We start from the raw sequence: 24,960 nt of genomic DNA on the forward strand, positions 1-24,960 counted from the left end.
ATTGCTGCGGGCTGCAATGATTAAGACAGCAGGGCAGACAAGGCTTTCCGCGCAGCAGGCTGAACGTCATACGGGCACTGATAATCCACGTTTTCAATCGCGCGGGTGTAGAGCGCAACCAGCCAGTCATAAACATAGGCTGTCGCCGCATGGACAGGCTGCTCGCCAAGTCGGGTAAGACGGGGAGAAGCGCTGCTCACAACTGGCGTCACAAAAATTGGCTGACCTTTGCGGATCCGGCTTGCAGGCCGTTCAGAAACGGGCGTCATTTCATAGCCAAGCCAGCTAATGAAATTGCCTGTCGCGGCATGCAGCTGCGCGGCACTGCTTTTATCTTTTTCTGCAATGCGTTGCAGTTGCAGCGGCAGATCCAGCCGGTAGCTGGTAACGATCAGCACATCCGCAATCTGCTGTAATACCTCTGCGTCCAGGCCCAGACGGGCAGCCGCCGCGTCGTTGCGACTCCACTGACGAAGATGGTTAACCCACACGTTATGGGCCAGCCGCGCCTTGTCTTTGGTCTGCAACGCGCCTGGATTTTCCTGCGTCTCTTCCGCAAACAGATCGATAACATCGTTAAACAGGCCGTTGACCTGTTCCTCACGAGGCTGGTGAACGGTCAGCAGCGTCTCAAACGCGTTTAACGGCGGCAGAAGTCCCTCAAGCAGTTCACCATGACGAGCGGCACTGCCTTGCAGCGTTCGGACCATTTTTTCGGCCTGTGCCCGCCCTGCGCCTGGCTCCTGAGTGAGAGGCGCGACATATGGGCGAATCAGCGTCGACAGCGACTCTTGTAACAGCCTTTTCAGCGCGCGGAGACGCTTCTGGCGCTGTGCCGGCAGGGTAGCCTGCGACAGCCACTCAATCACCCGCTGCATGCTGTGGGTATCGAGCGCCTGGAGCGTGCCCCAGCGCAGACCCGGCTGGCCCAGCAATTGCTGCACCGCTTCGTCCAGATTCTGCTTTGTGGTAAACCGCGCATCATGAGGGGTAATGGCCCAGACCAGCCCCGGCAATGCGGATTCTTCAACCGGCTGCGTCTCTTTGACCCAGTTTTGCAGGAGCCTTGCCGTTTTCGCGGTCTGCTGGTGGTGCGCCGTCGCATTGCAGATAACCAGGACATCCGGCTGAATGTGCTGACGATAATGCTCCAGCAACCACAGGCATTTTGCCTGCATTATCAGCGGCGTGCTTTCCTCAGAAATGGCAGGGATATCAATGACGTCAACGTTATCCAGCACGCAGTTCTCAACGGGCAGCACCACTTCGCGGGTCAGAGATGCCAGTACATCGACGGGCAGGCTAATGGCGTTAAGCAGCTCGCCGTTTTTTACCGGATGAAGCAGTGTTTCCTGTGCTTCCGGCACGGTAAACGCCCCGTGCGTAAGGAAGCCTTCGCAGGGCAGACCAAAGCTGTCCACCAGCAGACTCAACGGCGCCGCAAGCGCGCTGGCATGGCTGGTTTGATGCAGCACCTGGGCGAATTTAAGCCACTGCTGGGTTAACTCCTGCTGCTCACCCCACAGCAGAGACCAGACGCTGGCGCGGGTGCTGAGATCAAGCGACGGAACCAGCAGGGCAAACTGGTGCCACAGGGCATCATCAATATGCTGCTTAGCGCCGGGTACTACGCTTTGCCAGAACCGGGCAATGGTCGCGACTTCCCGCGCCGTCATTCCCGGCACGCTCTGCGGTTGACGCAGCGCCCGCCACTTGTCAAGCCGGGCTTCAATCACCAATTTATCCACCGCGCGGATCTGCGGATCCAGCGTGGTGCGCGCGATAAACAGCTGCACCAGCTCGGCCTCCGTTACCAGGCGCAGGCGCAGGGGAAACGCGTCGTCTGCGACCTCGCGGGACGCTCTGCTGAAACGCACGGCCATGTTGGTCGGTGCATGCCCGGGGTTAATATGCGAGAAGTAATCAAACGTGCGTTGACCCGGCGTAACGTTCAGCCGTTCGTCCCCGCTGCCGCAAAGAGCAGCCAGCAGGTGCGCTTTCGCGGCCTGCGAGTGGCCATATAAGCCGATACTGCCTTGGCTGACAAGGGCGCGATCGAGCGCCTCTTCACGCGCGCTTACTGCGTTAAGGCGGGCAAGCAGGGCGTCGGCTTCGTTATCAAGCATCGGGGCGTGCTGTCGCGTCTCGTTGATCCACCCGATTAAGGCCTGAGTGGTGGCAGTCGTCGCAGTCATTTGAGGTATACGCTCCCGCTGTCGATCCAGTAGTGGCTGCCGCTGTGTCGGCGATCGGCCAGAGTATTCAGTTTAAAGGTCAGGGCATCCGGCGGCACGGGCGTGCCGTCCTGTAGCCAGGCATCACTCAGCTCGAAAGATTCCGGGCCTTCCTGCTTAGTGCCGCCACGCAGCTTCAGGCGCACGTTCAGTACGCCGTCGCCCGCAATGGCTTTCGCCAGCTCGGCTGAGTTGATGCTCAGGGTATAGAGCGGCGTCGCGGGCCAGCGGGCATTGGCCAACTGCCGGAAGCCGAGCGTAACGTTGCCGCGCAGCGGGAAGTGCAGACGGGCGTCCAGTTTCGCGCCGGGTTTATCGAGGTCGATATCGTGATACCAGACGTTCTCGTCCCGCAGGGTATTGATCGTGTTATCCAGCACGCCCAGATAGCGCACCGTAGAATACGCGCCGATATCCGCTGCTTTAAAGTTAAAGCGCGGCAGACGAAGATCCAGCGCCAGGCTACAGAGCATCGCTCCCACCGCAGCGGTGGATTTCGGGTTGCCGATCCGTCCCTGCTGGCTGAACGGATACCATTCATGAACCTGGTATTTATCCAGCCAGACGATGCGGTTGACGGGCACCGGTTGCAGGTGGCGAATCAAGGCCTGAACGCCCGGCTGACAGCCCGGCCGTCCCGTGATCAGCAGGATATCGCAGCTGTAATGAGAGATCGCCTCACATACCGCATGAAGCGGGGCGGCAAGCGTGAACTGACCCGCCAGCATGGCGTCCCGCATCTCCCGGAAGCTGACGTGCAGCGGTACGCTGAACAGATCAAAGTGTTCTGAGCCGGCAGGCAACGCATGGTCGATCGCCTGCTGGAGATAATTCATCACGTTGCGCGTCGGTTTTTGCGCAAGCAGATCGCCAAAGGTGGCATGCAGCCCGGCCAGCGGATCGTCAACATCGCTCGATTCCCACGCCGCCAGGATCGCGTGACCGATCGGCATAAAGAGCTGAAGCGCCGTCTGCTGGCGCAGGACCGCCTGGGTATCGATCCGCCCGGAGTCACCGAACAGGGATGCCATCAGCTGGGAGGCATCGGCTATGCCGGATTTCTGAAGCTGGGTTTGCAGGGCGGGCAGAACGTAGCGCTGGATCACGTCCAGCAGCGTGTCGTCACCGGCTACCTTAAACCCTTCGCGGAACAGCAGCTGCGGGGTGATTTTGACGTTATTCCCGGAACCATCATCTAACTGATAGTGCGTGATGGCCATATCCGTCGTGCCGCCGCCGATATCAATCGAGGCCACGCGCAGCGCACGCCCCGGCTGGACGCCAGGCTCAGGCGCGCGATCCGGACGGGCGAGGGAGGCGAAAAAGGCCTCGGTCTGGCCACCAAAATGGGAAATGGCTTCGTTATACAGCCACACCAGCTGGCCGCAGCTGGCCTCGTCCCACTCCATCTGGATCTCAGGGACCGGCACCACGCTTTTTTCCTGCTGCTTGCGGCTGGCAAAATCTTCATCCTGCGGGTGCCAGCCCATCGCTTTCCAGACGATGGCGATGGCTTCGAACATGCGGCGACGGAAAATCTCGCGCTCCTGTTTCGGCATCGCCGACGGCAGGGTGAGGATCAGCGTCCGCAACTGGCGGGGAGAGGCCGGGAAGCCGAGCCGCAGGCGGGTGGCCACGCTGTTAATCTGGCCAAGCGCCTGAGCCAGCAGCTCGCAGAGCATGTGCGTCATCAGGGTGCTGCGGCTGTACTGCGGAGAGAACACCGGCAGGCGCTCATCCTGCGGCAGCGTAAAGAGCGGTTCCCCGTCGTCGTTCATCAGGTTCATCAGCGGAAACGCAGTTGCCAGCGGTTCGCGCTGGGTTTTGCTGTTCATCTGGCTAAAGCGCCAGTCCTGCACCACCGGCGTCTCGTCCCACAGATAGCGACGCGGGCTGGAAATGCCGCTGTTGCCTTCGGTGCCCAGACGCTGCATTGCCAGCTTACGCGCTTCATCACCCACGCGGACAATCGACGGCCAGACGAACGCATCCTCCCGGCCGCTTTCCACCGAGAAGTGTTGCTTGCCAAAACGCGCTTCGGAAAACTCAAGACGGCTGGTAAACAGCGGCTCATTCAGGAACTGCGGCTCACTCAGCGATCGTACCTGAAGTTCAGCCGTCTGACGCAGGCCGTCGTTGGCATCACCATGATCTTCAATAATCACGCCGCAGGTGTGGGTGTTGCCTACGTCAAGGATCAAATCGACAGGAATAGCAGGGGTGCTCAGGGTATGGGTGACAAACTTCACTTCCGGCACGGTGAGTTGTTCACCGAGCATGGAGAGCAGGTTGAGCCAGTGCGCCTGATATTCAAAGCTGCGCATGGCCTGATGCAGCTCGCGCTCGGAGCGTTTTTCAACCCCGTCGGCAAACTGCGTGAAGGCTTCACGGAGCCAGCCGTCAATCCAGGTCTGGTCGAGGAAACTTTCAACCTCACTGTCGCGCCAGGCGAGCGCGAAACGTGTGCCGTTCAGGATATCGTTTTCAACCGGCGACAGGGCAGACGTCGCATGCTCTGCAATCTGGCTGTCGAGCGCGACGGTGACCCGGTGCGTATTGCCAGCTGCGTCGGGCGTGGAAAGCTTTCGTACCTGGACGCGCGCCCAGTTATCCGGGCCTTCAACAAACGTCCGCGGCGGGTTAAAGCGCAGGAAAGGGATCGGCAGCCAGACGCCGTCCAGCACGGTCAGGGAGTCATGCAGTGGAATGGTGCTTTCAGGCTTGACCACTTCCGGCTGCCCGCCATCGGTGGCAGGGAGCGTGTACCGGCCGTTAACCAGGTCAAAATCCAGACGCAGCAGCGGGCCATTTGCCGTTTTACGCACGAAACGCCCGTTGCTGGCGGTGTCCTGCGGAGTCAGGCCAAAATCGAGAAACTGCACGCCGCTGTTAGCAATCAGCGTCACGCTCTGTTTATAGTCGCAAAGATTAACCAGCATAGGATCAGACACCTGCTTTCTTGAACGTCAGAGGAACGACGGTGTTGGCATCGTAACGTGCGGTGCATTCCGCCACATCGCTGGCACCTGCCTTACAGGTCACTTCCGGCATCGGATAGCGTGAACCGTCGGTGCAACGCGCGTTTCCGCGCGTTTTGATCAACAGCTCGCCGTTGCTGTGTAATCCGGAAAAGACGTCTACCCGGCAGACAATGTTGTCGCCATGCACGACCCGGGCGAAACCTTTATTGTTCTGGATCTGGTAGCGCAGCGACGGCGGTTTGCCGGTGAGCGGATCCTGCACATCGAGAAACGCGCGCCAGGTGCCGTTCAGGAAGCGCGTTAACCCCGCTTTGACCTGGTTTGCCTCCATCACCATCGCATCTTTCGGTATCGCGGTAATGACCACCGGTTCGGCTGCCGGGGCAGGCGTTTTCACCTTCGGCTCTACCACTTCGGCTTGGTGCAGCGGGAGTTTCAGTTCAAGCGGCTCAACCGACTTTATGGGGGCCGGAGCAATGGCGACGGGTACTGGCGCTGGTGTGGCAACAGGCGCTGCGATTGGGGCCTGTTTTGGCCAGAGCAGCGGGGTGGCGATGGCTGCAATAATGACGGCGGCAACCGGCAGCAACCACAGGGGGGAGCGACGTTTTTTCTGTATGGCCGCCGGTGCGGGCTCTGGCGGCGCGGCGTTCATGCGCACCGGCTCTGGCGTATACAGTTCATCGTCGGTGATACGGACTGTAGTCACAGGCGTGATAAGCGGCGCGTCGGCCTGCTCAAAGGTCACCACCGGGGCCGGTTCTGGCTCCGGTTCAGGTTCAGGCTCGTTAATCACCACTGGCTCAGGTTCAGTGACCAACGATTCGCGCAGGCAGTCCAGCACGTCATCGCGCGCGTTTTCGTTAAGGTTGACGAAACCCCAGAAGCAGATCACCGGCTTGCCATCCACCAGGAAAACAAAGTTTTCACCGGGATACTGAAAGGCTTTTGAGAGCAGAGAGCCAAACAGTTGCTGCGCCGTTTTCGGTGACTGAAGGCATTTTTTACTCAGCGACTCCACGCTGGCGAGCGTGTTTTCCAGATAGCGCAGGGCGCGATAACGATCATCTTCATCCGCCGCCTTCCAGCTGGAGACGGTTCCCTCAACCGGGGAGTACCAGTCAACGCGATCGCCGCCGTCGTTGACCTGGGGGATGGCCAGGCAATCAACGATAGCCTGCTGTTTGCGCAACCGAAGCGCTTCGCGGATTTGCAGCGCTGATTCAAAAACGGCCTGTCCGCCGCCGCCAACGGCCTGAAAATCATCCAGATTACCGCTGCGTAAAAGTGTTTTTGCCACGATTTGGTCCTGTAGACTTTTTCACGCCATTACTTTAGCGAATCAGGTAAGCAAGCAAACGGCTGAGGAGACGGCAAAAGGGACGATTTCTTGCGGCATTGATCGTGACGGTTGTGCTTGACGAATAATGGACCTTAAGGCAAATCGGTTTCTGCGGGCTGATGCTAAAACCAGCGAAATGTACGGCTTTAGAATAACCTGATAGTGATTCGTTATTTGTCAGGCCAAAACGTCTGTGCTGTTATTACTGTTCACTATAATAAAACCGAAAGGGTAATAACCATGTCTACAGGGAAAACCGTGCTGGCCCTCGCGCTGAGCGCGCTGCTACCGGCAAGCGCCGCATGGGCGGAAAACAAAGACACCATTATCTACTGCTCCGAGGCGTCGCCGGAGTCGTTTAACCCGCAGATCGCCAGCTCTGGGCCCTCATTTGTCGCCAGCTCGCAAACGCTGTATAACCGTCTGATTAACTTCGACCCGGTAAAAAACACGCCGGTGCCTTCTCTGGCCGAGTCGTGGACCATTTCGCCAGACGGCAAAACATACACGTTTACCCTGCGTAAAGGGGTAAAGTTCAACAGCAATAAATACTTCAAACCGACCCGTGATTTTAACGCTGATGACGTTATTTTCTCCGTTATGCGTCAGAAAGACCCTAAGCATCCCTATCACAATGTTTCCCAGGGTAATTACGAATACTTTAATGACGTGGGCCTCGACAAGCTCATTCAGGATGTGAAAAAGATCGACGATTATCACGTTCAGTTCACGCTGAGTGAACCCAACGCGGCGTTCCTCGCCGACTGGGGAATGGACTTCGCCTCGATCCTCTCTGCCGAGTACGCGGACGCGATGCTGAAAAAGGGGACACCTGAATATGTGGACACCTGGCCAATCGGCACCGGCCCGTATGTGCTTCAGCAGTACAAGGTGGATTCGCTGATCCGCTACGTCGCCAATCCGAACTACTGGGAGGGTGAGGTGCCGACCAAACACCTGATCTTCTCCATCACGCCAAACGTTGAGACGCGTCTGGCGAAGCTGCAAACGAACGAGTGTCAGATCATTCCTGCGCCGTCGCCGGTGCAGTTTGAAGCGATCAAGAAAAACAAAGACCTGACCCTGCACTCGGTGGATGCGCTGAACGTGGGGTACCTGGCGTTCAACACGGAGAAAAAACCGTTTGATAACGTGCTGGTGCGCCAGGCTCTGAATTACGCAACGGACAAAAAGGCCATTGTTAACGCGGTCTTTATGGGGTCTGGTACGGTCGCTAAATCGCCGATCCCGCCGAACATGCTCGGCTTTAACAAAGACCTGAAGGATTACGGCTACGATCCGGAAAAAGCGAAAGCGCTGCTGAAGCAGGCGGGTCTGGATAAGGGCGCGGAAGTGACCCTCTGGTCCATGCCGGTTCAGCGTCCGTACAACCCGAACTCGCGACGCATTGCGGAGATGATCCAGGCTGACTGGGCGAAAGTGGGCGTGAAGGCGAAAATCGTCTCATACGAGTGGGGGGAATATCTCTCCGGCATGCGTAAAGGCGAGCATGATTCCGCGCTGTTCGGCTGGATGTCTGATAACGGCGATCCGGACAACTTCGCCGATGTGCTGCTGGGTTGTAACAGCATCAAAACCGGATCTAACGCCGCGCGCTGGTGTGATAAGGGGTATGATGAGCTGGTGCAAAAGGCCAAACTGACCAGCAACCCGGACGAACGTGCGAAGCTGTATGGCCGGGCACAGGAGATTTTCTACCAGCAGGCACCGTGGATTGCGTTAGCTAACGGCAAAACGTTCTACGCGACCCGCAGCAACGTGACCGGGTACAGCGTGAGTCTGATGGGCAGTGACTTCTCGAAAGCGAAGCTGAACTGATCGTATTCTTGCCGGGTGGCGGCTATGCCTTACCCGGCCTACAGTTACCACTCGTAGGCCCGGTAAGCGTAGCGCCACCGGGCATTTGGAAAGGAGTGACAATGTCACATTTAAACGATGTTATCGCCCGCGTCGATGCCGCCATCGAAGAGAGCATAATTACCCACATGAACGAACTGCTGATCGAATTAAGCGACGATGCAGAGCTCAGCCGTGAAGATCGCTATACCCAGCAGCAGCGCCTGCGTACCGCGATTGCGCATCATGGTAAGCAGCATAAAGAAGAGGCGGAGGCGCGCCATGCCCACCTCACGCAGGGTGGGACTATCCTGTAAGGGTTAAAACTGGCGCCGTGCCACCAGCCAGGCGCCGACCACCAGCATCGCTGCGCCGCAGACCGGGCCTACCAGCGCGCGCAGGGGAACGCCGTTGCTCTTGAGGATGTCCATCACCAGGCCGCCAATCAGCTGGCTTGCTACCAGCACGGCAATGGTCGTTGCCGCGCCCACATTCTGATACCCGCTAATACTGGCAAAGACAAAAAATGACCCCAGCAGGCCGGGGATCAACGTCCACCAGCGCACTGTCGACGCCAGTTCGCTAAACCCCGACAGGCCATTTTTCACCAGCAAAATGCTGACAAACAGCACAATCCCCACCAGCGAGTTCAGCAGCATGGCGATAAGAATAGTGGAAGAGGATTGCGTAATGCGCACCATCATGGTGTTTTGTACCACCAGCCCAATCCCGGCGGCCACCAGAAACGCTAACGTCAACGATTGATTCATGGCAGAGCATCCGGATCGCTGCGCTCATCGAGCTGGAGTTGCATAAAGGTTAAATCCAGCCAGCGACCGAATTTGGTTCCCACCTGCGGCATATTTCCGGTGGTAATAAAGCCCAGGGTTTTGTGCAGATGAATCGACGCCTGATTCTGCGCCTCAATACCGGCAACCATCACATGTTTACCAATCTGGCGGGCTTCCTTGATTAATTCCGTCATCAGCAGCCGACCGATGCCTTTGCCCTGATGATCGGGATGAACGTAAACCGAGTGCTCCACCGTATGGCGAAAACCGTCGAACGCTCGCCAGTCGCCAAATGAGGCGTATCCCGTCACAACACCTTCTTCTTCACTGACCAGCACCGGATAACCCAACAGCGTGCGCGCCTCAAACCATGCAATACGGTTATCGGTGTCGACAGTTGTATCGTTCCAGATGGCGGCGGTGTACAGCACCGCATGGTTATAAATTTCACCGATAGCGGCACAATCTTCTTTGCAGGCATGACGAACGATCATGGTTAACCTCTGGCTGTGTTGTTTACTATAGTAGTACGATTCACTCACAATATTACACAGTTCTTGTGTTGCATCGCTACGACAAAATCCCTATTTTTTTGTCACCAAACTGCCCCGAAAAACCATCCGTACACTATAGTATGACGTCATGAACACAATGACAGACAATATGAATCAACGCATTAGCGCCCGCATACGCCTTGAACGCGAGTCGCGGGGCTGGTCATTAAGCGAACTGGCCGAACGGGCAGGTATTTCACGCGCCATGATCCATAAGATTGAACGGGGGGACAGTAGCCCAACGGCGACGCTGCTTGCCCGGTTATCCGGTGCCTTCGGTATTAGCATGTCTACGCTCATTGCGCGCGCGGAAATGCAGGAGGGCAAACTGTTACGTCTGGCGAACCAGCCCGTCTGGCGCGATCCGCAAACCCACTATTTACGTCGTCATGTGTCGCCGCGCAGCGATATGCCTATTGACCTCGTCCAGGTGGAGCTGCCCGCGGGCAGCGATGTGCCGATGCCCGCCTCCTCTTATGCGCTGGCGCGACAGCTGATTTGGTTGCAGGCAGGTGAACTGGTCTTTCTGGAGGGGGACACCCGCCATGAAATGAAGGCCGGAGATTGTCTGGAACTCGGGCCGCCGAACGACTGCCGGTTTATTAACGAAACGGATGAATCGTGCCTTTATCTGGTCGTGCGGCTTAATCAGTCCGGCTCATAATGCAAAGGCGATCCGCAGGATAGCGTGCCAGACTTGAATGACATTTTCAGCTGTAAGGAGCGATGAATGAGTCAATCAACTACGCAAAACCGACGCTGGGTACTGGCTTCCCGTCCACACGGCGCACCGGTTGCCGAAAATTTCCGCCTGGAAGAGCAGCCGATCCCCACGCCCGCAGAGGGGCAGGTGTTATTACGCACCGTATGGCTCTCGCTTGATCCGTACATGCGGGGCCGTATGAGCGATGCCCCATCCTATTCACCTCCTGTCGAGATTGGCGCGGTGATGGTGGGCGGCACGGTAAGCCGCGTCGAGACCTCCCGCCATCCGGATTATAATGAGGGCGAGTGGGTTCTGGGCTACAGCGGCTGGCAGGAGTATGAACTTTCCGACGGGAAAGGGCTGGTCAGGCTGGGCGAAAACCCGTCGCACCCTTCATGGGCACTCGGCGTGCTGGGAATGCCGGGCTTCACCGCGTATATGGGGCTGCTTGATATCGGCCAGCCTCAGGCGGGGGAAACGCTTGTCGTGGCGGCAGCCACGGGGCCGGTCGGCGCAACGGTGGGGCAGATCGGTAAAATCAAGGGGTGCCGGGTTATCGGCGTGGCCGGCGGGGAGGAGAAATGCCGTCATGCGGTCGACGTGCTCGGTTTCGACGCCTGCCTGGATCACCATGCGGATGATTTTTCCGAACAGCTGGCGAAAGCCTGCCCGCAGGGCATTGACGTGTATTATGAAAACGTCGGCGGTAAAGTCTTTGACGCCGTACTGCCGCTCCTGAATACCTCCGCGCGCGTACCTGTTTGCGGACTGGTCAGCGGCTACAACGCGACCAACCTGCCGGATGGTCCGGATCGCTTGCCGCTGCTGATGGGGACCATCCTCAAAAAACGCATCCGCATGCAGGGCTTTATCATCGCTCAGGACTATGGTCATCGTATCGACGAGTTCCAGCAGGAAATGGGACGCTGGGTGAAGGAAGGCAAAATTCACTATCGCGAGCAGGTCACCGAAGGGCTGGACGCGGCGCCGGAGGCGCTGATTGGGCTGCTGGAAGGGAAAAACTTCGGCAAGGTCGTGATCCGCGTGGCGGCGGACTAAACAGAGCATCGGTTATGGCGGGCAAAGTCCGCCATAATTATTTGTGAAGATACGATATATTGTCTTTAATTAATCCATAAGCATTGCGCGCCATCGGCCCAGCTGAGCCAGAAGTGGTAAACGTAATATTAATTGAACAATTTTTATTTTAACGCGCGCCCTTCATACCAGGCATGACGATACAGGATATATCAAACCGGCGATGTTTTTTTAAACAGTCGCTGAAAATGGCATTTTGTTTTGGCTACGGGAATTAAACATGCTTGATTTGGAAAACCTGGAAAAAGCACAAAGAATCAGTCTGACGATGCAAGTTGAGAACAGTTTAAAGGGAGCGTTAATTACGGGCTCATTAAAACCTGGGGCTCGACTCATCACGAAAGAGATTGCGGATAAATTAGGCACCAGCATCACACCGGTGCGCGAAGCCCTGCTGCGCCTGGTGTCGGCAGGCGCATTACAGGCCACGCCTGCTCAGGCGTTTTTGGTGCCAGAGGTTACGCTGGAGCGTTATAACGAAATTAACGCCATTCGAAAACAGCTTGAGCCGATGGCCGTTGCGGCGGCGTGTCAGAATATGACCGAGACCAAACTGGATGCATTACGCGCGCTGTCAGATAACTTCAGCACCGCCATGCATCAGGGCGATGTGCAGAAGGCGATCCATGCCAACCGCGTGTTCCGGTTTACGCTTTATCAGTATGCCGAAATGCCGACCCTGAACTCGCTGATTGAGCAGCTCTGGGTACGGATTGGTCCGTGTATCAACTACCTGCACGAAGAGATGAAAGATATCCCTGCAACGACTTACCATTATGCCGATCTGCTTTCTGCGCTTGAGCAAAGGGACGTGACGGCCAGTCGGGAAGCGATCGACCGAGCCATTGATGAAGCTAATATCCTCCTGCAACGGCAATACTACAGTTAAGGATCGCACTGGCGCACTTATTTTTTTATTCGTTTTAAACTTCCCTGAGTATATTCCCGGCGCTTAAGGCTACCGGGAATGATGTTATTTTTTTACCGGCAACGTGCGCTGCCGGAAAATGTTTTACTCAAAGCGATAAGAGACCGACAGGCCCACGCCATAGTTACGGCCAGGGGCGGGTTCGTAATAGCGATTGTAGCCGGCGTTTACAATCTCTGAACCGACGTACTCTTTATCAAACAGGTTATCGACGCGACCAAAGATGTCCATTCCCCATTTGCCGTAATTGAGTTTATACCCGGTATTCAGACCGACCACGGTATAAGAGGGCGCTTTGGCGGTATTGGTGTCGTTTGCCATCACGTCGCTCATGTAGCGGGCATCTGCCCCCGCGTACCAGCCTTCCTCAGGCTCCCAGCCAAACGACGCATACCCCATGTTACGGGCAATCCCCGGCATCCGGTTGCCGCTACAGTCTGCATTGCTACAGACGTTGGTACGGTAGGTCGCATCGAGATAGGTCCACGCCATTTTCAGCTTCCAGTTTTCGGCAAACTGCTGGTCGAGCGCAATTTCCACACCCTGACGGCGCGTTTTCCCCGCATTTTTGTAGGTAGTGCGACCATCTTTGTTTTCGTCCACCACGATCTCGTTGTCGGTATCCGTGCGGAACAGCGCCGCCGTCAGGATGCCATTGCCGATGCGGGTTTTGCTGCCAATCTCATAGGTGTTGTTGGTTGACGGTTGCAGATTAATATTGAGGCCGCCTTTGCCATCAGAACGGTAGGAGAGTTCGTTGATGGTCGGGGTCTCAAATCCACGTCCCGCCGCAGCATAAAGGTTCCAGGCGTCGGTCACGGCGTATTTCACCGCACCAGCCGGGAGCCATTTATGGTAGCTGGCGTCACCGCTGTCATCGCCGTTTTGCGGGGTAATGTAATGATCGTTGGAGTCAAACCAGACGGAGCTGTAACGCACGCCCGCCTCAACGGACAGCTTTTGCGTGAGCTGCCACTGGGTTTGCAGGTAGGGATCAAGGTTCCACATCAGGTTACGTTCGTCACGGCGTTTGTTACCCTTCACGCCAAAATCCGGCACGCCGTTGTTCATCACGAAGTTTTCATACCCGCGGCGATTTTCACTCATATTTTCGTAGTTAAGGCCGGTGGTAAACGTTACCGGCACCAGCAGCTCGCCGCGGTGGGTCCAGCGGGTATCAATACCCTGATAGTGGCGCTGCATATCAATTACGCCGCCCGAATGCGCTGGATTTTCAGTCTGCGTGGTATCCGGAATGGACTGGTACTGGGTCATTTCACGCTCACCGGCGTACATCATCACGCTGAGGTCGTCCTGTTCGCTCAGCTGGCGGTCGTAGCGGATCCCGGCCTGGGTCTGCTTAATGGTTTTACGCGTATTGTACTGATCGCCACGGGGTGACTGGCGCGGGTTGTTCTGCCACTCCTGATAACTCAGTCCGCCCGGATCGTTGGCTTTCATGTCCACGCTGTTAAAAATCAGCGTTAGCTTGCTGACATCATCAATGCGCACGCCCAGTTTCGCGTTGGCGAGGTTTTTCCGTGCGCCGCTGTGGTCGCGATAGCCATGGGTGGTGAAGCGGGTGGTGGATACCGCATAGTCCACATCCCCCGCCTGAGTCCCGTCGCCTACCGCACCGGTGGCCTTCATGCCGTAACGCCAGGTGCCGTAGCTGCCGTAATAGCTGCTGGCTTCAATTGTGGCTGGCTGTTGTCCGGTCTGGGTGTTGATGTTGATCACGCCGCCGGAGGCATTGCCGTACAGGGCAGAGAAGGGGCCACGCAGCACGTCGACGCTCTCAATGCTGTTGAGGTCAATGTTAGACGTCTGCCCCTGGCCGTCGGGCATGGTTGCCGGAATGCCGTCCACGTACATGCGGATCCCGCGTACGCCGAAGGTCGAACGCGCGCCGAATCCGCGAACGGAAAGTTGCAGATCCTGAGCATAGTTCTGGCGGTTCTGGATTTGCAGGCCTGGTACGCTCCCAAGGGATTCAGAAAGGTTGATGCGCGGTGTGGCATGTCGCATATCCTCGCCGCTCACCACGCTGACTGCGGCCGGGGTGTCCAGTTCGGAGACGGTTTGCGGCGTGGCGCTGACGATCAGGGTCTGTTCATCCGCGGCCATCGCACTCAGCGGGCTAAAAATGACGGGAACGAAGAGCAGTGGTAGTGATGCCTTACGGGCAGTAATAATTTTCATGGAGTAAACCGGTTAAGAAAAATTCGAACCAAATCAACTGGAACCTGTGTATATATGTTAAATCCTTTGTAAATGTTATGAAAACTATAACCGCACATTTCGTGAATGTAAGGTTTTGAAGGAAAGAAATACTCCACATTCAACTCATTAATGATTACTATTCTCATTAAAATAACGGCAAAGCGATGACTTTGCCCACCGGAAGTGATGTCAGCGGTAAAACTCCTCATTTAAAAAGGAATTGTTATGTCTTTACGTCATCTGTGCTCGCCGCGCCTGCGTGGGTCTCTGCTGTTGGGCTCTTTACTGTTTGCCGGTACGTTCCAGGTTCATGCCGCTGAAGAGATGCTGCGCAAAGCGGTCGGCAAGGGCGCGTATGAAATGGCCGTCAGCCAGCAGGAAAACGCGCTGTGGGTTGCGACGTCACAAAGCCGCAAAACCGATAAGGGCGGCGTGGTCTATCGTCTGGATCCGGTCACGCTGGAAGTGACGCAGGCGATTCATAACGATCTCAAGCCGTTTGGCGCCACGATCGATAACGCCACCCAGACGCTGTGGTTCGGTAACACCGTCAACAGCGCCGTGACGGCGATTGACGCCAAAACGAGCGAGGTGAAAGGGCGCCTGGTGCTGGACGATCGCAAGCGTAGCGACACGGTGAAGCCGCTTCAGCCGCGCCAGCTGGTGGCCGATGACACGACCAATACGGTTTACATTACCGGTATCGGCAAGGAGAGCGTGATCTGGGTTGTTGATGGCGCAACGCTGAAGCTGAAGGACACTATCACGAACACCGGCACGTTCAGCACCGGGCTGGCGCTGGATGCGAAGGCAAAACGCCTGTATACCACCAATGCGGACGGCGAGCTGGTGACCATTGATACGGCAACCAACAAAATCCTCAGCCGTAAAAAAGTGCAGGATGACGGAAAAGAGCACTTCTACCTGAACCTGAGCCTGGACACTGCCGGCCAGCGTGCGTTTGTGACGGATTCAAAACAGCCAGAAGTGCTGGTGGTGAATCTGAAAGATGGCAGCGTGATGCAGAAAATCGCCGCGCCAGCATCGCTGGCCGTACTGTTTAACCCGGCGCGTAACGAAGCCTATGTGACGCACCGCGAGGCGGGCAAGGTGAGCGTGATTGACGCCAAAACCTACAAAGTGACCAGGACCTACGATACCCCGGTTTACCCGAACAGCCTGGCGCTGTCTGCGGACGGTAAAACGCTGTATGTAACGGTGAAACAGAAATCAACCCGTCAGCAGGAAGCGACCCAGCCTGACGATGTGATTCGTATCGCGCTGTGATGGTGGAATTGCCCGGTGGCGCTGCGCTTACCGGGCCTACAAAACCATGAGATGTAGGCCGGGTAAGGCGAAGCCGCCACCCGGCTTTTTTATTAACGCGAGGTTTCTTCTACCAGCGGTGCGTCGTGCTTTTCATCGTCGTGATGAAGCGGCGCGGTGCTGTGGATCTCGTGAACGCGCTTACGCACGCCGAACCAGCCAGCAATCAGCAGAACCGCCAGCAGTGGAATCGTCGCGATGGTGTAAGTACCGTTCGGGTAGTCAAACGCCATCAGTACCAGCACGCTGAACAGGAACAGCAGGGTGAGCCAGGAGGTCACCGGTGCGCCCGGCAGCCTGAAGCACACATCAGCCGCTTTGCCTTCTTTGATCGCTTTGCGCAGACGCATCTGGCAGACCACAATAAAGGCCCAGGAGGCGATAATCCCCAGTGCAGCCACGTTCAGAACGATCTCAAATACGCGGGACGGCACCAGATAGTTCAGGAACACGCCAAAGACGTAAACCACCAGCGTGGCCAGAATCCCCGCATAAGGAACCTGCTGCCTGCTCATCTTCGACATAAACTTCGGCGCAGAGCCTCCCATCGACATGGAGCGCAGGATACGGCCCGTCGAATAGAGCCCGGAGTTCAGGCTGGAGAGCGCGGCGGTCAGTACCACGATGTTCATGATGCTGCCCACGTACGGCACGCCCAGCTTAGAGAAGAAGGTTACAAACGGGCTTTGCCCCGCCTGGTATGCATTCCACGGCAGCAGCAGCACCAGCAGCACCACGGAACCCACATAGAACAGACCGATACGCCAGATCACGCTGTTGATGGCTTTTGGCACCATCGTCTGCGGATCTTTACATTCGCCTGCCGCCGTACCGACCAGTTCGATGGAAGCAAAGGCGAACACCACCCCCTGCACCAGCACCAGCGCAGGCAGCAGGCCGTGCGGGAAGAAACCACCGTTATCGGTAATCAGATGGAAGCCGGTTGCGTTACCGTCCAGTGGTTTACCGGTACCGAGGAATACGGTTCCGACCACCAGGAAGATCACAATGGCCAGCACCTTCACCAGTGCGAACCAGAACTCCATCTCGGCGAACCATTTCACGCCTATCATGTTCATGGTCCCGACAATTGCCAGCGCCCCAAGGGCGAAAACCCACTGCGGCACATCGCCAAACGCGCCCCAGTAGTGCATGTACAGCGCAACGGCGGTGATATCGACGATACCGGTCATCGCCCAGTTAACGAAGTACATCCAGCCCGCGACATACGCGGCTTTTTCACCAAGAAACTCGCGGGCGTAAGAGACAAAGCTGCCGCTGGAAGGGCGGTGGAGTACCAGTTCGCCGAGGGCGCGAAGGATGAAGAAAGAGAAGATCCCGCACACCAGATAGACCAGGGCGAGAGCGGGGCCAGCCATTTGCAGACGTGCGCCTGCACCTAAAAACAGACCTGTACCGATAGCGCCGCCGATGGCGATCATCTGCACCTGACGGTTGCCCATCGCCTTGTGATAGCCCTCTTCATGAGAGTTCAACCAGCGACGTTTCGCAGCATGATGATCGGCTGCGCTTTTATTGCTTGTTTTCATTGAGTTACCTGTTTGCCTGTCTGAACCATTAACGTGATAGTCCTGCCTGGCAGAAGCCGAAACAAACGATTGCTTCTGCGCAGACACATGCCGCCTTTCCAGTCATTCTGTGTATGGATAAGGCAAAACATGGCGAGGCATCCTACCCGCAATTGTTAAGTGACGCAAAATATAACCGTGTCGAAAGTGATGCTCGTCGAAGGAAATCGTGTGGTCAGAGCAGACGGCGATCACAACGCGCTGAATCGTGACGTTTTTTTAGGCAAAAAGGTCTGCGAATGCTGATTTAATCATCAGGTTTACTTAATAGTTACTTATAGGTAGAGCTTATGAATGCCGCAGGGCTGCAATAAGTAATGCAAACGCGGTAGTGTGCTGGCGGCGGCTCGGATAGTACAGATGGTATCCCGTAAAAGCCGGGCACCAGGCTTCAAGCACACGCACTAACCGGCTCTCAGCAAGGGCGTCCTGAACCGCATCTTCCGGGACGTACGCCAGCCCCAGACCGTTTTCGGCGGCATCGATGCGTTGCGGCAGGCTGTTGAGGATCAGCTGGCCGTCAACCCGCACGCGCAGCTCACGTCCGTCCCGTTCAAATTCCCAGGCATATAATCCGCCGCGTGTGGGCAGGCGCATATTAATGCAGCGGTGCTGATCAAGCTGCTCCGGCGTTTCCGGTACGCCGAAACGTTGCAAATACTCTGCCGACCCGACGACCGCCATGCGCATGTCCGGCGCAATACGAACGGCAATCATATCTTTCGCCACCTGCTCACCCAGACGCACCCCCGCGTCAAAGCGGCCATCGACAATATCAGTCAGCCCATTGTCCACCGTGACTTCAACGTTGATATCAGGATACTGCGCCATAAAGGGTTTAAGCACAGGCCACAGCACCGCAGACATGGCGTGCTCCCCGGCGGTAAGGCGAATATTCCCGGCAGGTCTGTCGCGGGTATCACGCAGCGCGGTGAGTTCCTGTTCGATCTCCAGCAGATGGGGGCTTAAGCGCATGAGGAGTTGCTCGCCGGCCTCGGTAGGGGCCACGCTACGGGTGGTGCGGGTTAACAGACGGACTTCCAGCCTCGTTTCCAGATTGCGCATTGCGTGGCTGAGCGCCGACTGAGATACCCCAAGCTGCGCCGCGGCGCGGGTAAAGCTGCGCTCCCGGGCGACGACCATAAAGGAAAGCAGATCGTTGAAGTTGTCTTTTAACATGGCGGTTTACTCGATTTATGAAATGAATTCATGGTTCCTTTCTGATTATGCACTCTAATGCTCCCCATGGCTTTACGCTACTGTTAACGCAACAGCAAACGAGGAGTTAATCATGAAAATTATCCGTAGCGGTTCGTTACCTTCCGTTCAGGGGCCAGAGGCCTGGTTTACCGGCTGCGTGCGCATTGACGCGCCTTTCCAGGCGACTGAACCGGCAAAAGTCGGCGGCGCGACCGTCACCTTTGAATCCGGCGCACGTACCGCCTGGCATACGCATCCTCTTGGACAAACGCTGATCGTGACGCAGGGGCGCGGCTGGTTACAGGAGTGGGGGAAAGAGGCGGAACCGCTGAATCAGGGTGATATCGCCTGGATCCCACCCGGCGTGAAGCACTGGCATGGCGCAAGCGCGCAGACGGCCATGACCCATATCGCCATCGCAGAAGCTGTCGACGGGAGCCCGGTGGCATGGCTGGAGAAGGTCACCGACGAGCAGTATCCGAACGAGTAGTCTGGCGTTTCGTAAACAAATTATTAACGTTATGATTCGATCCGTTTTCTTCAGCATGTGCAGGCGGAACGGTGAAAATCAATATCATAGGCACCAGCGGAAGTGGGAAAAGCACGTTTGGCAGGCGAATCGCGGAGGCGCTGGCTATCCCTTACATTGAGATGGACAGGCTTTACTGGCGAGCGAACTGGCAGGGAACACCGGATGATGAGTTTCTTGCTACCCTGGAAAAAGCGCTCGCCGCCTCGCCTGACTGGGTCCTGGACGGGAATTACAACCGCACACGCGACGTTAAGTGGCGCGACGTCGATCTGGTGGTGTGGATAGATCGTGGGTTTATCCGCACGCTCTGGCAGGCGGTGACGCGGGCCTCCAGACGCGCCTGGCACAAACAGGAGCTCTGGCCCGGCACGGGGAACCGCGAAAGCTTTCGTCGGTCGTTCCTTAGCAAGGACTCTATTATCATCTGGACGATCAAAACCTGGCGCAGCAACCGCAAACGATATGAGGCGGATATACAAAACCCGCAGTACGCACACATTCGCTTTCTCCGCATTACCCGACGGCAGGATGCGGAAAGACTCATTACATCGCTCAAATCACGCCGATGACAGACTCTCTATTGCCGTTTTCCGGCAATCCAAATGTAAATTAATTGTTTCTCAGAGGTGAAATCCACCTTTAATAATGACGACATGTTAAGTCAAACGAGAACGCAACATGTCATGGCGAATCAGCATTCTGGATAAAAGCCCCGTCGCAGAACACGAAACAGCCGCCGATGCGCTGGCGCGAACCTTAGCACTGGCGCAACAGGCAGAAACGCTGGGTTATCACCGCTTCTGGATTGCCGAACACCACAATACCCCGCAGCTTGCCAGCCCCTCGCCGGAGCTGCTGATTGCCTGGATCCTCGGGCAAACAAAACGTATTCGCGTGGGCTCGGGCGGCGTCATGCTGCAACATTACAGCCCCTATAAAGTCGCCGAAAATTTTAACGTACTGGCCGCCATTGCGCCGGGCCGGGTTGATCTGGGCGTTGGCAAAGCGCCCGGCGGTCTGCCGCTCTCTACCCGCGCCTTGCAGCACGGCCTTAATCCGCAGGAAAAAGGCAGCTTTGCTGAACAACTGACGCAGCTCGATCGCTGGATCCGCCCTGAAAATCAGTCAGCGGAGGAGGACGTTCGCGCCACGCCGCTGCCGCCGGTGCCTGCCCGGGGGTTTCTGCTGGGCGCCAGCACAGAAAGCGCGCTGCTGGCGGCCTCCCTCGACTGGCATTTTGTCTTTGCCGCCCATCTGAACGGTGATCCTGAGCTGCTGCGCGAGGTCGTCACAGCCTGGCGTCAACACAGCGTCCGGGAGGTGATTGTGGCCGTGCAGGCCATTGTTGCCCCAACCCAGGCTGAGGCCGATGCGCTGGCGCAGAAGGTTGAAGTGTGGGGCGTGGAGCTGGCAAACGGACAGCGCGTCACCGTCGCCAGCGAAGAACAGGCCTACGCCTTTGCGCGGCAGGCAGGGAGTGAACCGGTGCGCATCGGGCGTCGGGCGCAGTCTCTGCTGGCCGGAACGGCGGCGTCGGTGCTTGAACAGCTCAACGCGCTGCATCAGCAGTGGGGGATTGACGAATTTATCATCGACACGCCGGTCGCTGATGGCGCAACGCGCGTACAGTCCCTGCGACTGCTGGCCGAGGCGCGTCTTAACAGGGAGGTTACCGTATGAGCTTTAGCGAACAACTGATTGCCTGGCGCCGTGAGCTGCACCAGAACCCTGAACTCTCTGGTCAGGAGGTCGAAACAACGGCGCGCCTGCGCGAGTGGCTGACGGCAGCCGGGATTGCCCCGCTGCCTTACGATCTCCAGACCGGGCTGGTTGCGGAGATCGGCACGGGCAACGCACTGGTTGCGCTGCGCGCCGATATCGACGCGTTACCCATCGACGAGCGCAGCGGGGTGCCGTTTAGCTCCCGGCGCGCCGGGGTGATGCATGCCTGCGGACACGACATTCACACCAGCGTGATCCTCGGCGCCGCGCTAAAGCTGAAAGAGCGGGAAGCCTCGCTCAACGGTCGCGTGCGGATCCTGTTCCAGCCAGCGGAAGAGAATTTCGGCGGAGCAAAAAGCATGGTGCGGGCCGGGGCGTTACGCGACGTACGCGCGATTTTCGGGATGCATAACGAGCCGTCACTGCCGGTCGGCGAGTTTGCCACGCGCGGCGGCCCGTTCTATGCCAACGTTGATCGCTTCGTTATTCACGTGACCGGCAAAGGCGCGCATGCCGCACGTCCCCATGAAGGCAACGACGCCATCGTGCTCGCAAGCCAGCTGGTAACCGCGCTGCAAAGCGTAGCCAGCCGTAACGTCAACACGCTGGATTCGGTTGTTCTGAGCGTGACGCGCATCGCCGGGGGGAATACCTGGAACGTGCTGCCGGAAAGCGTTGAGCTGGAGGGCACGCTGCGCACGCACCGCACGGAAGTGCAGCAGAACGTGAAAGCGCGCGTCGGTGAAATCGCCGCCGGATTTGCCAGCGCCTTTAGCGCGCAAATCAACATCACCTGGTACGCCGGGCCCACCGCGCTGGTGAATGATGAGCACTGGGCCGGGTTTGCCACCTCGGTCGCGCGCGAAGCGGGATATGAAACCCGGCATGCGGAACTGCACATGGGCGGGGAGGATTTCGCGGTCTATCTGCAAAACATACCCGGCGCGTTTGTCAGCATTGGCAGCAACAGTCCGTTTGGGTTACATCACCCGGCATTTAACCCGGACGAAGCATTAATCGAACCCGCTGCCCGCTATTTTGCACAGCTCGCGGAAAAAGCCCTGCAACACGTTTAATTAATTTGAGGTGAATATGTCTGCACATCGTCAATTGCGGCTGGGGACCATTTTGCATGGTGCATCCGGAAATATGTCTGCCTGGCGCCATCCCGCGGCGGTCGCGGATGCCAGCATTAATTTTGATTTCGTTAAAGAAACGGCTTTAAAAGCAGAAGCGGGCAAGCTCGACTTTATATTTGTGGCCGACGGCCTTTATATTAACGAGAAATCCATTCCGCATTTTTTAAACCGCTTTGAGCCGCTGACGGTGTTGTCCGCGCTGGCGAGTATCACCTCGCGCCTGGGGCTGGTCGGCACGTTATCCACCTCGTACAGCGAGCCTTTCACCGTTGCACGCCAGTTCGCCAGCCTCGATCACCTGAGCAACGGACGCGCGGGCTGGAACGTGGTGACGTCACCGCTGGAAGGGTCAGCGAAGAACTTCTCCCGCGAAAAACACCCGGAGCATGCGCTGCGCTACCGCATTGCCGATGAGTATCTCGACGTGGTGAAAGGGCTGTGGGATTCCTGGGAAGGGGATGCCTTTATCCGCAATAAAGAGAGCGGACAGTTCTTTGATGCGTCGAAACTGCATACTCTTGATCACCACGGTGATTTCTTCCAGGTTTCCGGCCCGCTGAATATTGGCCGCACGCCGCAGGGACGTCCGATTGTCTTTCAGGCTGGTGCGTCCGACGACGGTAAAAAGCTGGCGGCAAAACACGCTGACGCCATCTTTACCCACCATGACACGCGGGAAGAAGCCCAGGCTTTTTACCGCGATGTTAAACAGCAGCTGGAAAGTCACGGCCGCCGCGCAGAGGATTTACATATATTCCAGGGCGTCAGCGTGATTGTTGGAAACGACGCCGATGACGTAGAAAACCAGTATCAAACTACGGCGGCACTGGTCTCCATTAATGATGCGCTGAATTACCTCGGACGATATTTCGAGCATCACGACTTCAGCCAGTATCCCCTCGACGCGCCGTTCCCGGATATTGGCGATTTGGGCAAAAACAGCTTCCGCAGCACCACCGATGAAATCAAGCGTAACGCTCGTGAGCGCAACTTAACTCTGCGTCAGGTCGCGCTGGAAGCCGCATCGCCGCGCCCGCGTTTTTCCGGCACACCGGAGCAGGTGGCCGATGGTTTACAGGCCTGGTTCGAAGAGAAGGCGGCGGATGGCTTCATCATTCAGGGCGGCACGCCGGACACCTTCCCGCGCTTTGTTGACCAGGTGGTGCCCGTTTTACAGGCGCGCGGCCTGTTCCGCACCGACTATCCCGGCACCACGCTGCGCGAAAGTCTGGGCTTAGACGAGCCCAAAAATCAGTTCACACAACAATAAAAGAGAAAAATGCTATGCAGAAATCATCGCTTATTCTGGCGCTTGCGCTGGCCTTTACCCCTGCCGTCTGGGCAGAGAACGTCAATATTAACGGCACCGGCGTGAGCATTGAGGCCAATAAAACGCCGATCAATACCGCCAAAAACAGCGATGCGATCGCGCAACTGCCGAAAGACTATCGTTTTGCCGTGCCGGGGAAATTTACCGTGGCGGTGGCGGGACTGAATCAACCGCCACTGACGGTCTTTTCCGACGACAACAAAACTCTGCTGGGAAGTGAGGTCGACATCGCGCGTCTGGTAGCGGACAGCCTCGGACTGGAGCTGAACGTGGTGCCCACCTCCTGGGAGGATTGGCCGCTGGGGGTTGCCTCCGGGAAATACGACGCGGCTATCAGCAACATCACCGTCACTAAAGCGCGCAAAGAGAAGTTCGACTTCGCCACCTACCGCAAGGATTCACTTGGCTTCTACGTGAAATCCACCAGTCCGATCAACTCGCTTGTGAAGGCAGAGGATATCGCCGGGCTGCGCATCATCGTGGGTTCCGGCACCAACCAGGAGGCCATCCTTCTGGCATGGAACGAAGAGAACCTCAAAAAAGGGCTTAAACCCTTTACGCCGATCTACACCAAAGACGACGCGGCCCAAACGCTGGCGCTTCAGTCCGGACGCGCGGACGCCTACTTTGGCCCGAACGTGATCGGTGCCTGGAAAGCGGCGCTTAACGGTAAAACCAAACTGGTCGGCAGCGTCGACGGCGGCTGGCCGAAGGCGGCGCATATCGCGGTGACGCTGAAAAAAGGCAGCGGCCTGGTCGAGCCGGTTCAAACCGCGCTGAACGGCGCGATCAAGAACGGAGATTACGACAAAGTGCTGAACCGCTGGGGGGAAGGCGTGGAGCGTATCCCCAGTTCCGAAGTTAACCCGGCGGGTCTGGGCGATTAAGGAGGCGCTATGCGCGAACAATTTCGTGACGTTTCGCCGGAAGATGCCGATCTTCAGCCCATTATCGAGGGGCTTTTCGGTGAGTACGCCGCTCGTTACGGCGACTACTTTTCAAAGGATGCGGAAGTCGAGCTGACAGAGTGGTACCTGGCGCCGCAGGGGCTGTTTATCGTCCTGGAGCGCGATGGCGAGATCATCGCCACCGGTGCGTACAAGCCCTTCGACGAACATACCGCAGAGATCAAACGCATCTGGACGAATAAAACGCTGCGCCAGCAGGGACTGGCCGCGCGCGTGGTACAGGAGCTGGAGCGCCGGGCGGTGCTGGCGGGCTACAGCCGCATCTACCTGACCACGGGGTTTCGCCAGCCGGAGGCGGTGCGGCTCTATCTCAGCCAGGGGTACCAGCCGCAGTTCGATCTTAACCGCGATCCGGAAGAGTATAGCCAGCCGCCGTTCGACGGTCGGCTGCGTTTCACCAAGACGCTGATCCGCGAAGCGCTCAGCAAAACCGCATAAGG

19 protein-coding genes and 1 pseudogene are annotated in these 24,960 nt (G+C 57.3%); 12 read left to right on the forward strand and 8 right to left on the reverse strand.

Annotation, left to right across the window (positions count from 1 at the left end; all coding sequences use genetic code 11):
• Window positions 1-20: 20 nt before the first annotated feature.
• Genes ACOTWU_RS11690 through ACOTWU_RS11700 form a run of 3 tightly spaced genes read right to left on the reverse strand, consistent with a single transcriptional unit; the run spans window position 21 to window position 6,515 of the window.
• Entirely contained in the window at window positions 21-2,195 is a 2,175-nt protein-coding gene (locus ACOTWU_RS11690; RefSeq protein ID WP_252049277.1) for a virulence factor SrfC family protein, read from the reverse strand.
• Window positions 2,192-5,173, reverse strand: a complete 2,982-nt coding sequence (locus tag ACOTWU_RS11695; protein ID WP_126498562.1) for a virulence factor SrfB — start codon at window positions 5,171-5,173, stop codon at window positions 2,192-2,194. The genes ACOTWU_RS11690 and ACOTWU_RS11695 overlap by 4 nt, the downstream gene beginning before the upstream one ends.
• Window positions 5,174-5,177: 4 nt before the next feature.
• On the reverse strand, window positions 5,178-6,515 hold the full coding sequence (locus tag ACOTWU_RS11700) for an SrfA family protein (RefSeq protein WP_023303795.1): 1,338 nt from the start codon (window positions 6,513-6,515) through the stop codon (window positions 5,178-5,180).
• 282 nt (window positions 6,516-6,797) lie between these two features.
• Between ACOTWU_RS11700 and ACOTWU_RS11705 the strand changes: the two genes are divergently transcribed.
• Window positions 6,798-8,396, forward strand: a complete 1,599-nt coding sequence (locus ACOTWU_RS11705) for an ABC transporter substrate-binding protein (RefSeq protein WP_023303794.1) — start codon at window positions 6,798-6,800, stop codon at window positions 8,394-8,396.
• A gap of 101 nt (window positions 8,397-8,497) precedes the next feature.
• Window positions 8,498-8,731 carry a YdcY family protein gene (locus ACOTWU_RS11710; RefSeq protein ID WP_017382275.1) on the forward strand — a complete coding sequence of 78 codons (234 nt, stop codon included), beginning with the start codon at window positions 8,498-8,500 and terminating at the stop codon, window positions 8,729-8,731.
• Between the two features lie 3 nt (window positions 8,732-8,734).
• Here the strand turns inward: ACOTWU_RS11710 and ACOTWU_RS11715 are convergent, their stop codons facing one another.
• Window positions 8,735-9,184 (reverse strand): DMT family transporter, encoded by a 450-nt coding sequence (locus tag ACOTWU_RS11715; protein ID WP_045345119.1) that lies wholly within the window; start codon window positions 9,182-9,184, stop codon window positions 8,735-8,737.
• Window positions 9,181-9,699 (reverse strand): GNAT family N-acetyltransferase, encoded by a 519-nt coding sequence (locus tag ACOTWU_RS11720; RefSeq protein ID WP_126498560.1) that lies wholly within the window; start codon window positions 9,697-9,699, stop codon window positions 9,181-9,183. The genes ACOTWU_RS11715 and ACOTWU_RS11720 overlap by 4 nt, the downstream gene beginning before the upstream one ends.
• 148 nt (window positions 9,700-9,847) lie before the next feature.
• On the opposite strand from ACOTWU_RS11720, the gene ACOTWU_RS11725 reads away from it, so the two are divergent.
• The 3 genes from ACOTWU_RS11725 (at window position 9,848) to ACOTWU_RS11735 (ending at window position 12,452) form a co-directional block, all read left to right on the forward strand.
• Window positions 9,848-10,423 (forward strand): helix-turn-helix domain-containing protein, encoded by a 576-nt coding sequence (locus ACOTWU_RS11725; RefSeq protein ID WP_017382277.1) that lies wholly within the window; start codon window positions 9,848-9,850, stop codon window positions 10,421-10,423.
• A 66-nt stretch (window positions 10,424-10,489) separates the two neighbouring features.
• Window positions 10,490-11,524: an NADP-dependent oxidoreductase gene (locus tag ACOTWU_RS11730; protein WP_126498559.1), complete on the forward strand. Its 1,035-nt coding sequence runs from the start codon at window positions 10,490-10,492 to the stop codon at window positions 11,522-11,524.
• Window positions 11,525-11,783: 259 nt separating this feature from the next.
• On the forward strand, window positions 11,784-12,452 hold the full coding sequence (locus ACOTWU_RS11735) for a GntR family transcriptional regulator (RefSeq protein WP_003856981.1): 669 nt from the start codon (window positions 11,784-11,786) through the stop codon (window positions 12,450-12,452).
• Between the two features lie 123 nt (window positions 12,453-12,575).
• On the opposite strand, the gene pqqU is transcribed toward ACOTWU_RS11735, so the two are convergent.
• Window positions 12,576-14,693 (reverse strand): TonB-dependent receptor PqqU, encoded by a 2,118-nt coding sequence (gene pqqU, locus ACOTWU_RS11740; RefSeq protein ID WP_063863079.1) that lies wholly within the window; start codon window positions 14,691-14,693, stop codon window positions 12,576-12,578.
• Between the two features lie 246 nt (window positions 14,694-14,939).
• Here pqqU and ACOTWU_RS11745 point away from each other — a divergent pair, with 246 nt between their 5' ends.
• Entirely contained in the window at window positions 14,940-16,001 is a 1,062-nt protein-coding gene (locus tag ACOTWU_RS11745) for a YncE family protein (protein WP_017382280.1), read from the forward strand.
• Between the two features lie 92 nt (window positions 16,002-16,093).
• Here the strand turns inward: ACOTWU_RS11745 and ansP are convergent, their stop codons facing one another.
• Together ansP and ACOTWU_RS11755 are read right to left on the reverse strand one after the other, a co-directional pair.
• Window positions 16,094-17,590 (reverse strand): L-asparagine permease, encoded by a 1,497-nt coding sequence (ansP, locus tag ACOTWU_RS11750; protein WP_063863080.1) that lies wholly within the window; start codon window positions 17,588-17,590, stop codon window positions 16,094-16,096.
• Between the two features lie 327 nt (window positions 17,591-17,917).
• On the reverse strand, window positions 17,918-18,808 hold the full coding sequence (locus tag ACOTWU_RS11755; RefSeq protein ID WP_045334941.1) for a LysR family transcriptional regulator: 891 nt from the start codon (window positions 18,806-18,808) through the stop codon (window positions 17,918-17,920).
• A 112-nt stretch (window positions 18,809-18,920) separates the two neighbouring features.
• On the opposite strand from ACOTWU_RS11755, the gene ACOTWU_RS11760 reads away from it, so the two are divergent.
• The 6 genes and pseudogenes from ACOTWU_RS11760 (at window position 18,921) to ACOTWU_RS11785 (ending at window position 24,958) form a co-directional block, all read left to right on the forward strand.
• Entirely contained in the window at window positions 18,921-19,319 is a 399-nt protein-coding gene (locus tag ACOTWU_RS11760) for a (R)-mandelonitrile lyase (RefSeq protein WP_126498558.1), read from the forward strand.
• A gap of 71 nt (window positions 19,320-19,390) precedes the next feature.
• Window positions 19,391-19,930 (forward strand): shikimate kinase, encoded by a 540-nt coding sequence (locus ACOTWU_RS11765; RefSeq protein ID WP_023303788.1) that lies wholly within the window; start codon window positions 19,391-19,393, stop codon window positions 19,928-19,930.
• A gap of 109 nt (window positions 19,931-20,039) precedes the next feature.
• Complete coding sequence (locus ACOTWU_RS11770) at window positions 20,040-21,041, forward strand: LLM class flavin-dependent oxidoreductase (RefSeq protein WP_017382284.1); 1,002 nt, start codon at window positions 20,040-20,042, stop codon at window positions 21,039-21,041.
• Window positions 21,038-22,159 (forward strand): amidohydrolase, encoded by a 1,122-nt coding sequence (locus ACOTWU_RS11775; protein WP_017382285.1) that lies wholly within the window; start codon window positions 21,038-21,040, stop codon window positions 22,157-22,159. Before ACOTWU_RS11770 ends, ACOTWU_RS11775 begins: the two co-directional genes overlap by 4 nt.
• A 16-nt stretch (window positions 22,160-22,175) precedes the next feature.
• A pseudogene (locus tag ACOTWU_RS11780) lies at window positions 22,176-24,439 on the forward strand (NtaA/DmoA family FMN-dependent monooxygenase).
• A gap of 9 nt (window positions 24,440-24,448) precedes the next feature.
• Window positions 24,449-24,958, forward strand: coding sequence for a GNAT family N-acetyltransferase (locus ACOTWU_RS11785; RefSeq protein ID WP_015570459.1), 510 nt, complete (start codon window positions 24,449-24,451; stop codon window positions 24,956-24,958).
• The last annotated feature ends 2 nt before the right edge of the window (window positions 24,959-24,960 follow it).

Source organism: Enterobacter cloacae complex sp. GYL001 (genome assembly GCF_049237125.1).
In the GTDB taxonomy this organism is placed as follows: domain Bacteria; phylum Pseudomonadota; class Gammaproteobacteria; order Enterobacterales; family Enterobacteriaceae; genus Enterobacter; species Enterobacter hormaechei_C.

What these genes read in the sequence shown, in the direction of transcription:
- ACOTWU_RS11720 (WP_126498560.1), bottom strand. Translation starts at nt 9,699, where the DNA reads ATGATCGTTCGTCATGCCTGCAAAGAAGATTGTGCCGCTATCGGTGAA.
- ACOTWU_RS11760 (WP_126498558.1), top strand. Translation starts at nt 18,921, where the DNA reads ATGAAAATTATCCGTAGCGGTTCGTTACCTTCCGTTCAGGGGCCAGAG.
- ACOTWU_RS11730 (WP_126498559.1), top strand. Translation starts at nt 10,490, where the DNA reads ATGAGTCAATCAACTACGCAAAACCGACGCTGGGTACTGGCTTCCCGT.
- ACOTWU_RS11690 (WP_252049277.1), bottom strand. Translation starts at nt 2,195, where the DNA reads ATGACTGCGACGACTGCCACCACTCAGGCCTTAATCGGGTGGATCAAC.
- ACOTWU_RS11775 (WP_017382285.1), top strand. Translation starts at nt 21,038, where the DNA reads ATGAGCTTTAGCGAACAACTGATTGCCTGGCGCCGTGAGCTGCACCAG.
- pqqU (WP_063863079.1), bottom strand. Translation starts at nt 14,693, where the DNA reads ATGAAAATTATTACTGCCCGTAAGGCATCACTACCACTGCTCTTCGTT.
- ACOTWU_RS11785 (WP_015570459.1), top strand. Translation starts at nt 24,449, where the DNA reads ATGCGCGAACAATTTCGTGACGTTTCGCCGGAAGATGCCGATCTTCAG.
- ACOTWU_RS11715 (WP_045345119.1), bottom strand. Translation starts at nt 9,184, where the DNA reads ATGAATCAATCGTTGACGTTAGCGTTTCTGGTGGCCGCCGGGATTGGG.
- ACOTWU_RS11735 (WP_003856981.1), top strand. Translation starts at nt 11,784, where the DNA reads ATGCTTGATTTGGAAAACCTGGAAAAAGCACAAAGAATCAGTCTGACG.
- ACOTWU_RS11755 (WP_045334941.1), bottom strand. Translation starts at nt 18,808, where the DNA reads ATGTTAAAAGACAACTTCAACGATCTGCTTTCCTTTATGGTCGTCGCC.
- ansP (WP_063863080.1), bottom strand. Translation starts at nt 17,590, where the DNA reads ATGAAAACAAGCAATAAAAGCGCAGCCGATCATCATGCTGCGAAACGT.
- ACOTWU_RS11725 (WP_017382277.1), top strand. Translation starts at nt 9,848, where the DNA reads ATGAACACAATGACAGACAATATGAATCAACGCATTAGCGCCCGCATA.
- ACOTWU_RS11745 (WP_017382280.1), top strand. Translation starts at nt 14,940, where the DNA reads ATGTCTTTACGTCATCTGTGCTCGCCGCGCCTGCGTGGGTCTCTGCTG.
- ACOTWU_RS11705 (WP_023303794.1), top strand. Translation starts at nt 6,798, where the DNA reads ATGTCTACAGGGAAAACCGTGCTGGCCCTCGCGCTGAGCGCGCTGCTA.
- ACOTWU_RS11710 (WP_017382275.1), top strand. Translation starts at nt 8,498, where the DNA reads ATGTCACATTTAAACGATGTTATCGCCCGCGTCGATGCCGCCATCGAA.
- ACOTWU_RS11770 (WP_017382284.1), top strand. Translation starts at nt 20,040, where the DNA reads ATGTCATGGCGAATCAGCATTCTGGATAAAAGCCCCGTCGCAGAACAC.
- ACOTWU_RS11695 (WP_126498562.1), bottom strand. Translation starts at nt 5,173, where the DNA reads ATGCTGGTTAATCTTTGCGACTATAAACAGAGCGTGACGCTGATTGCT.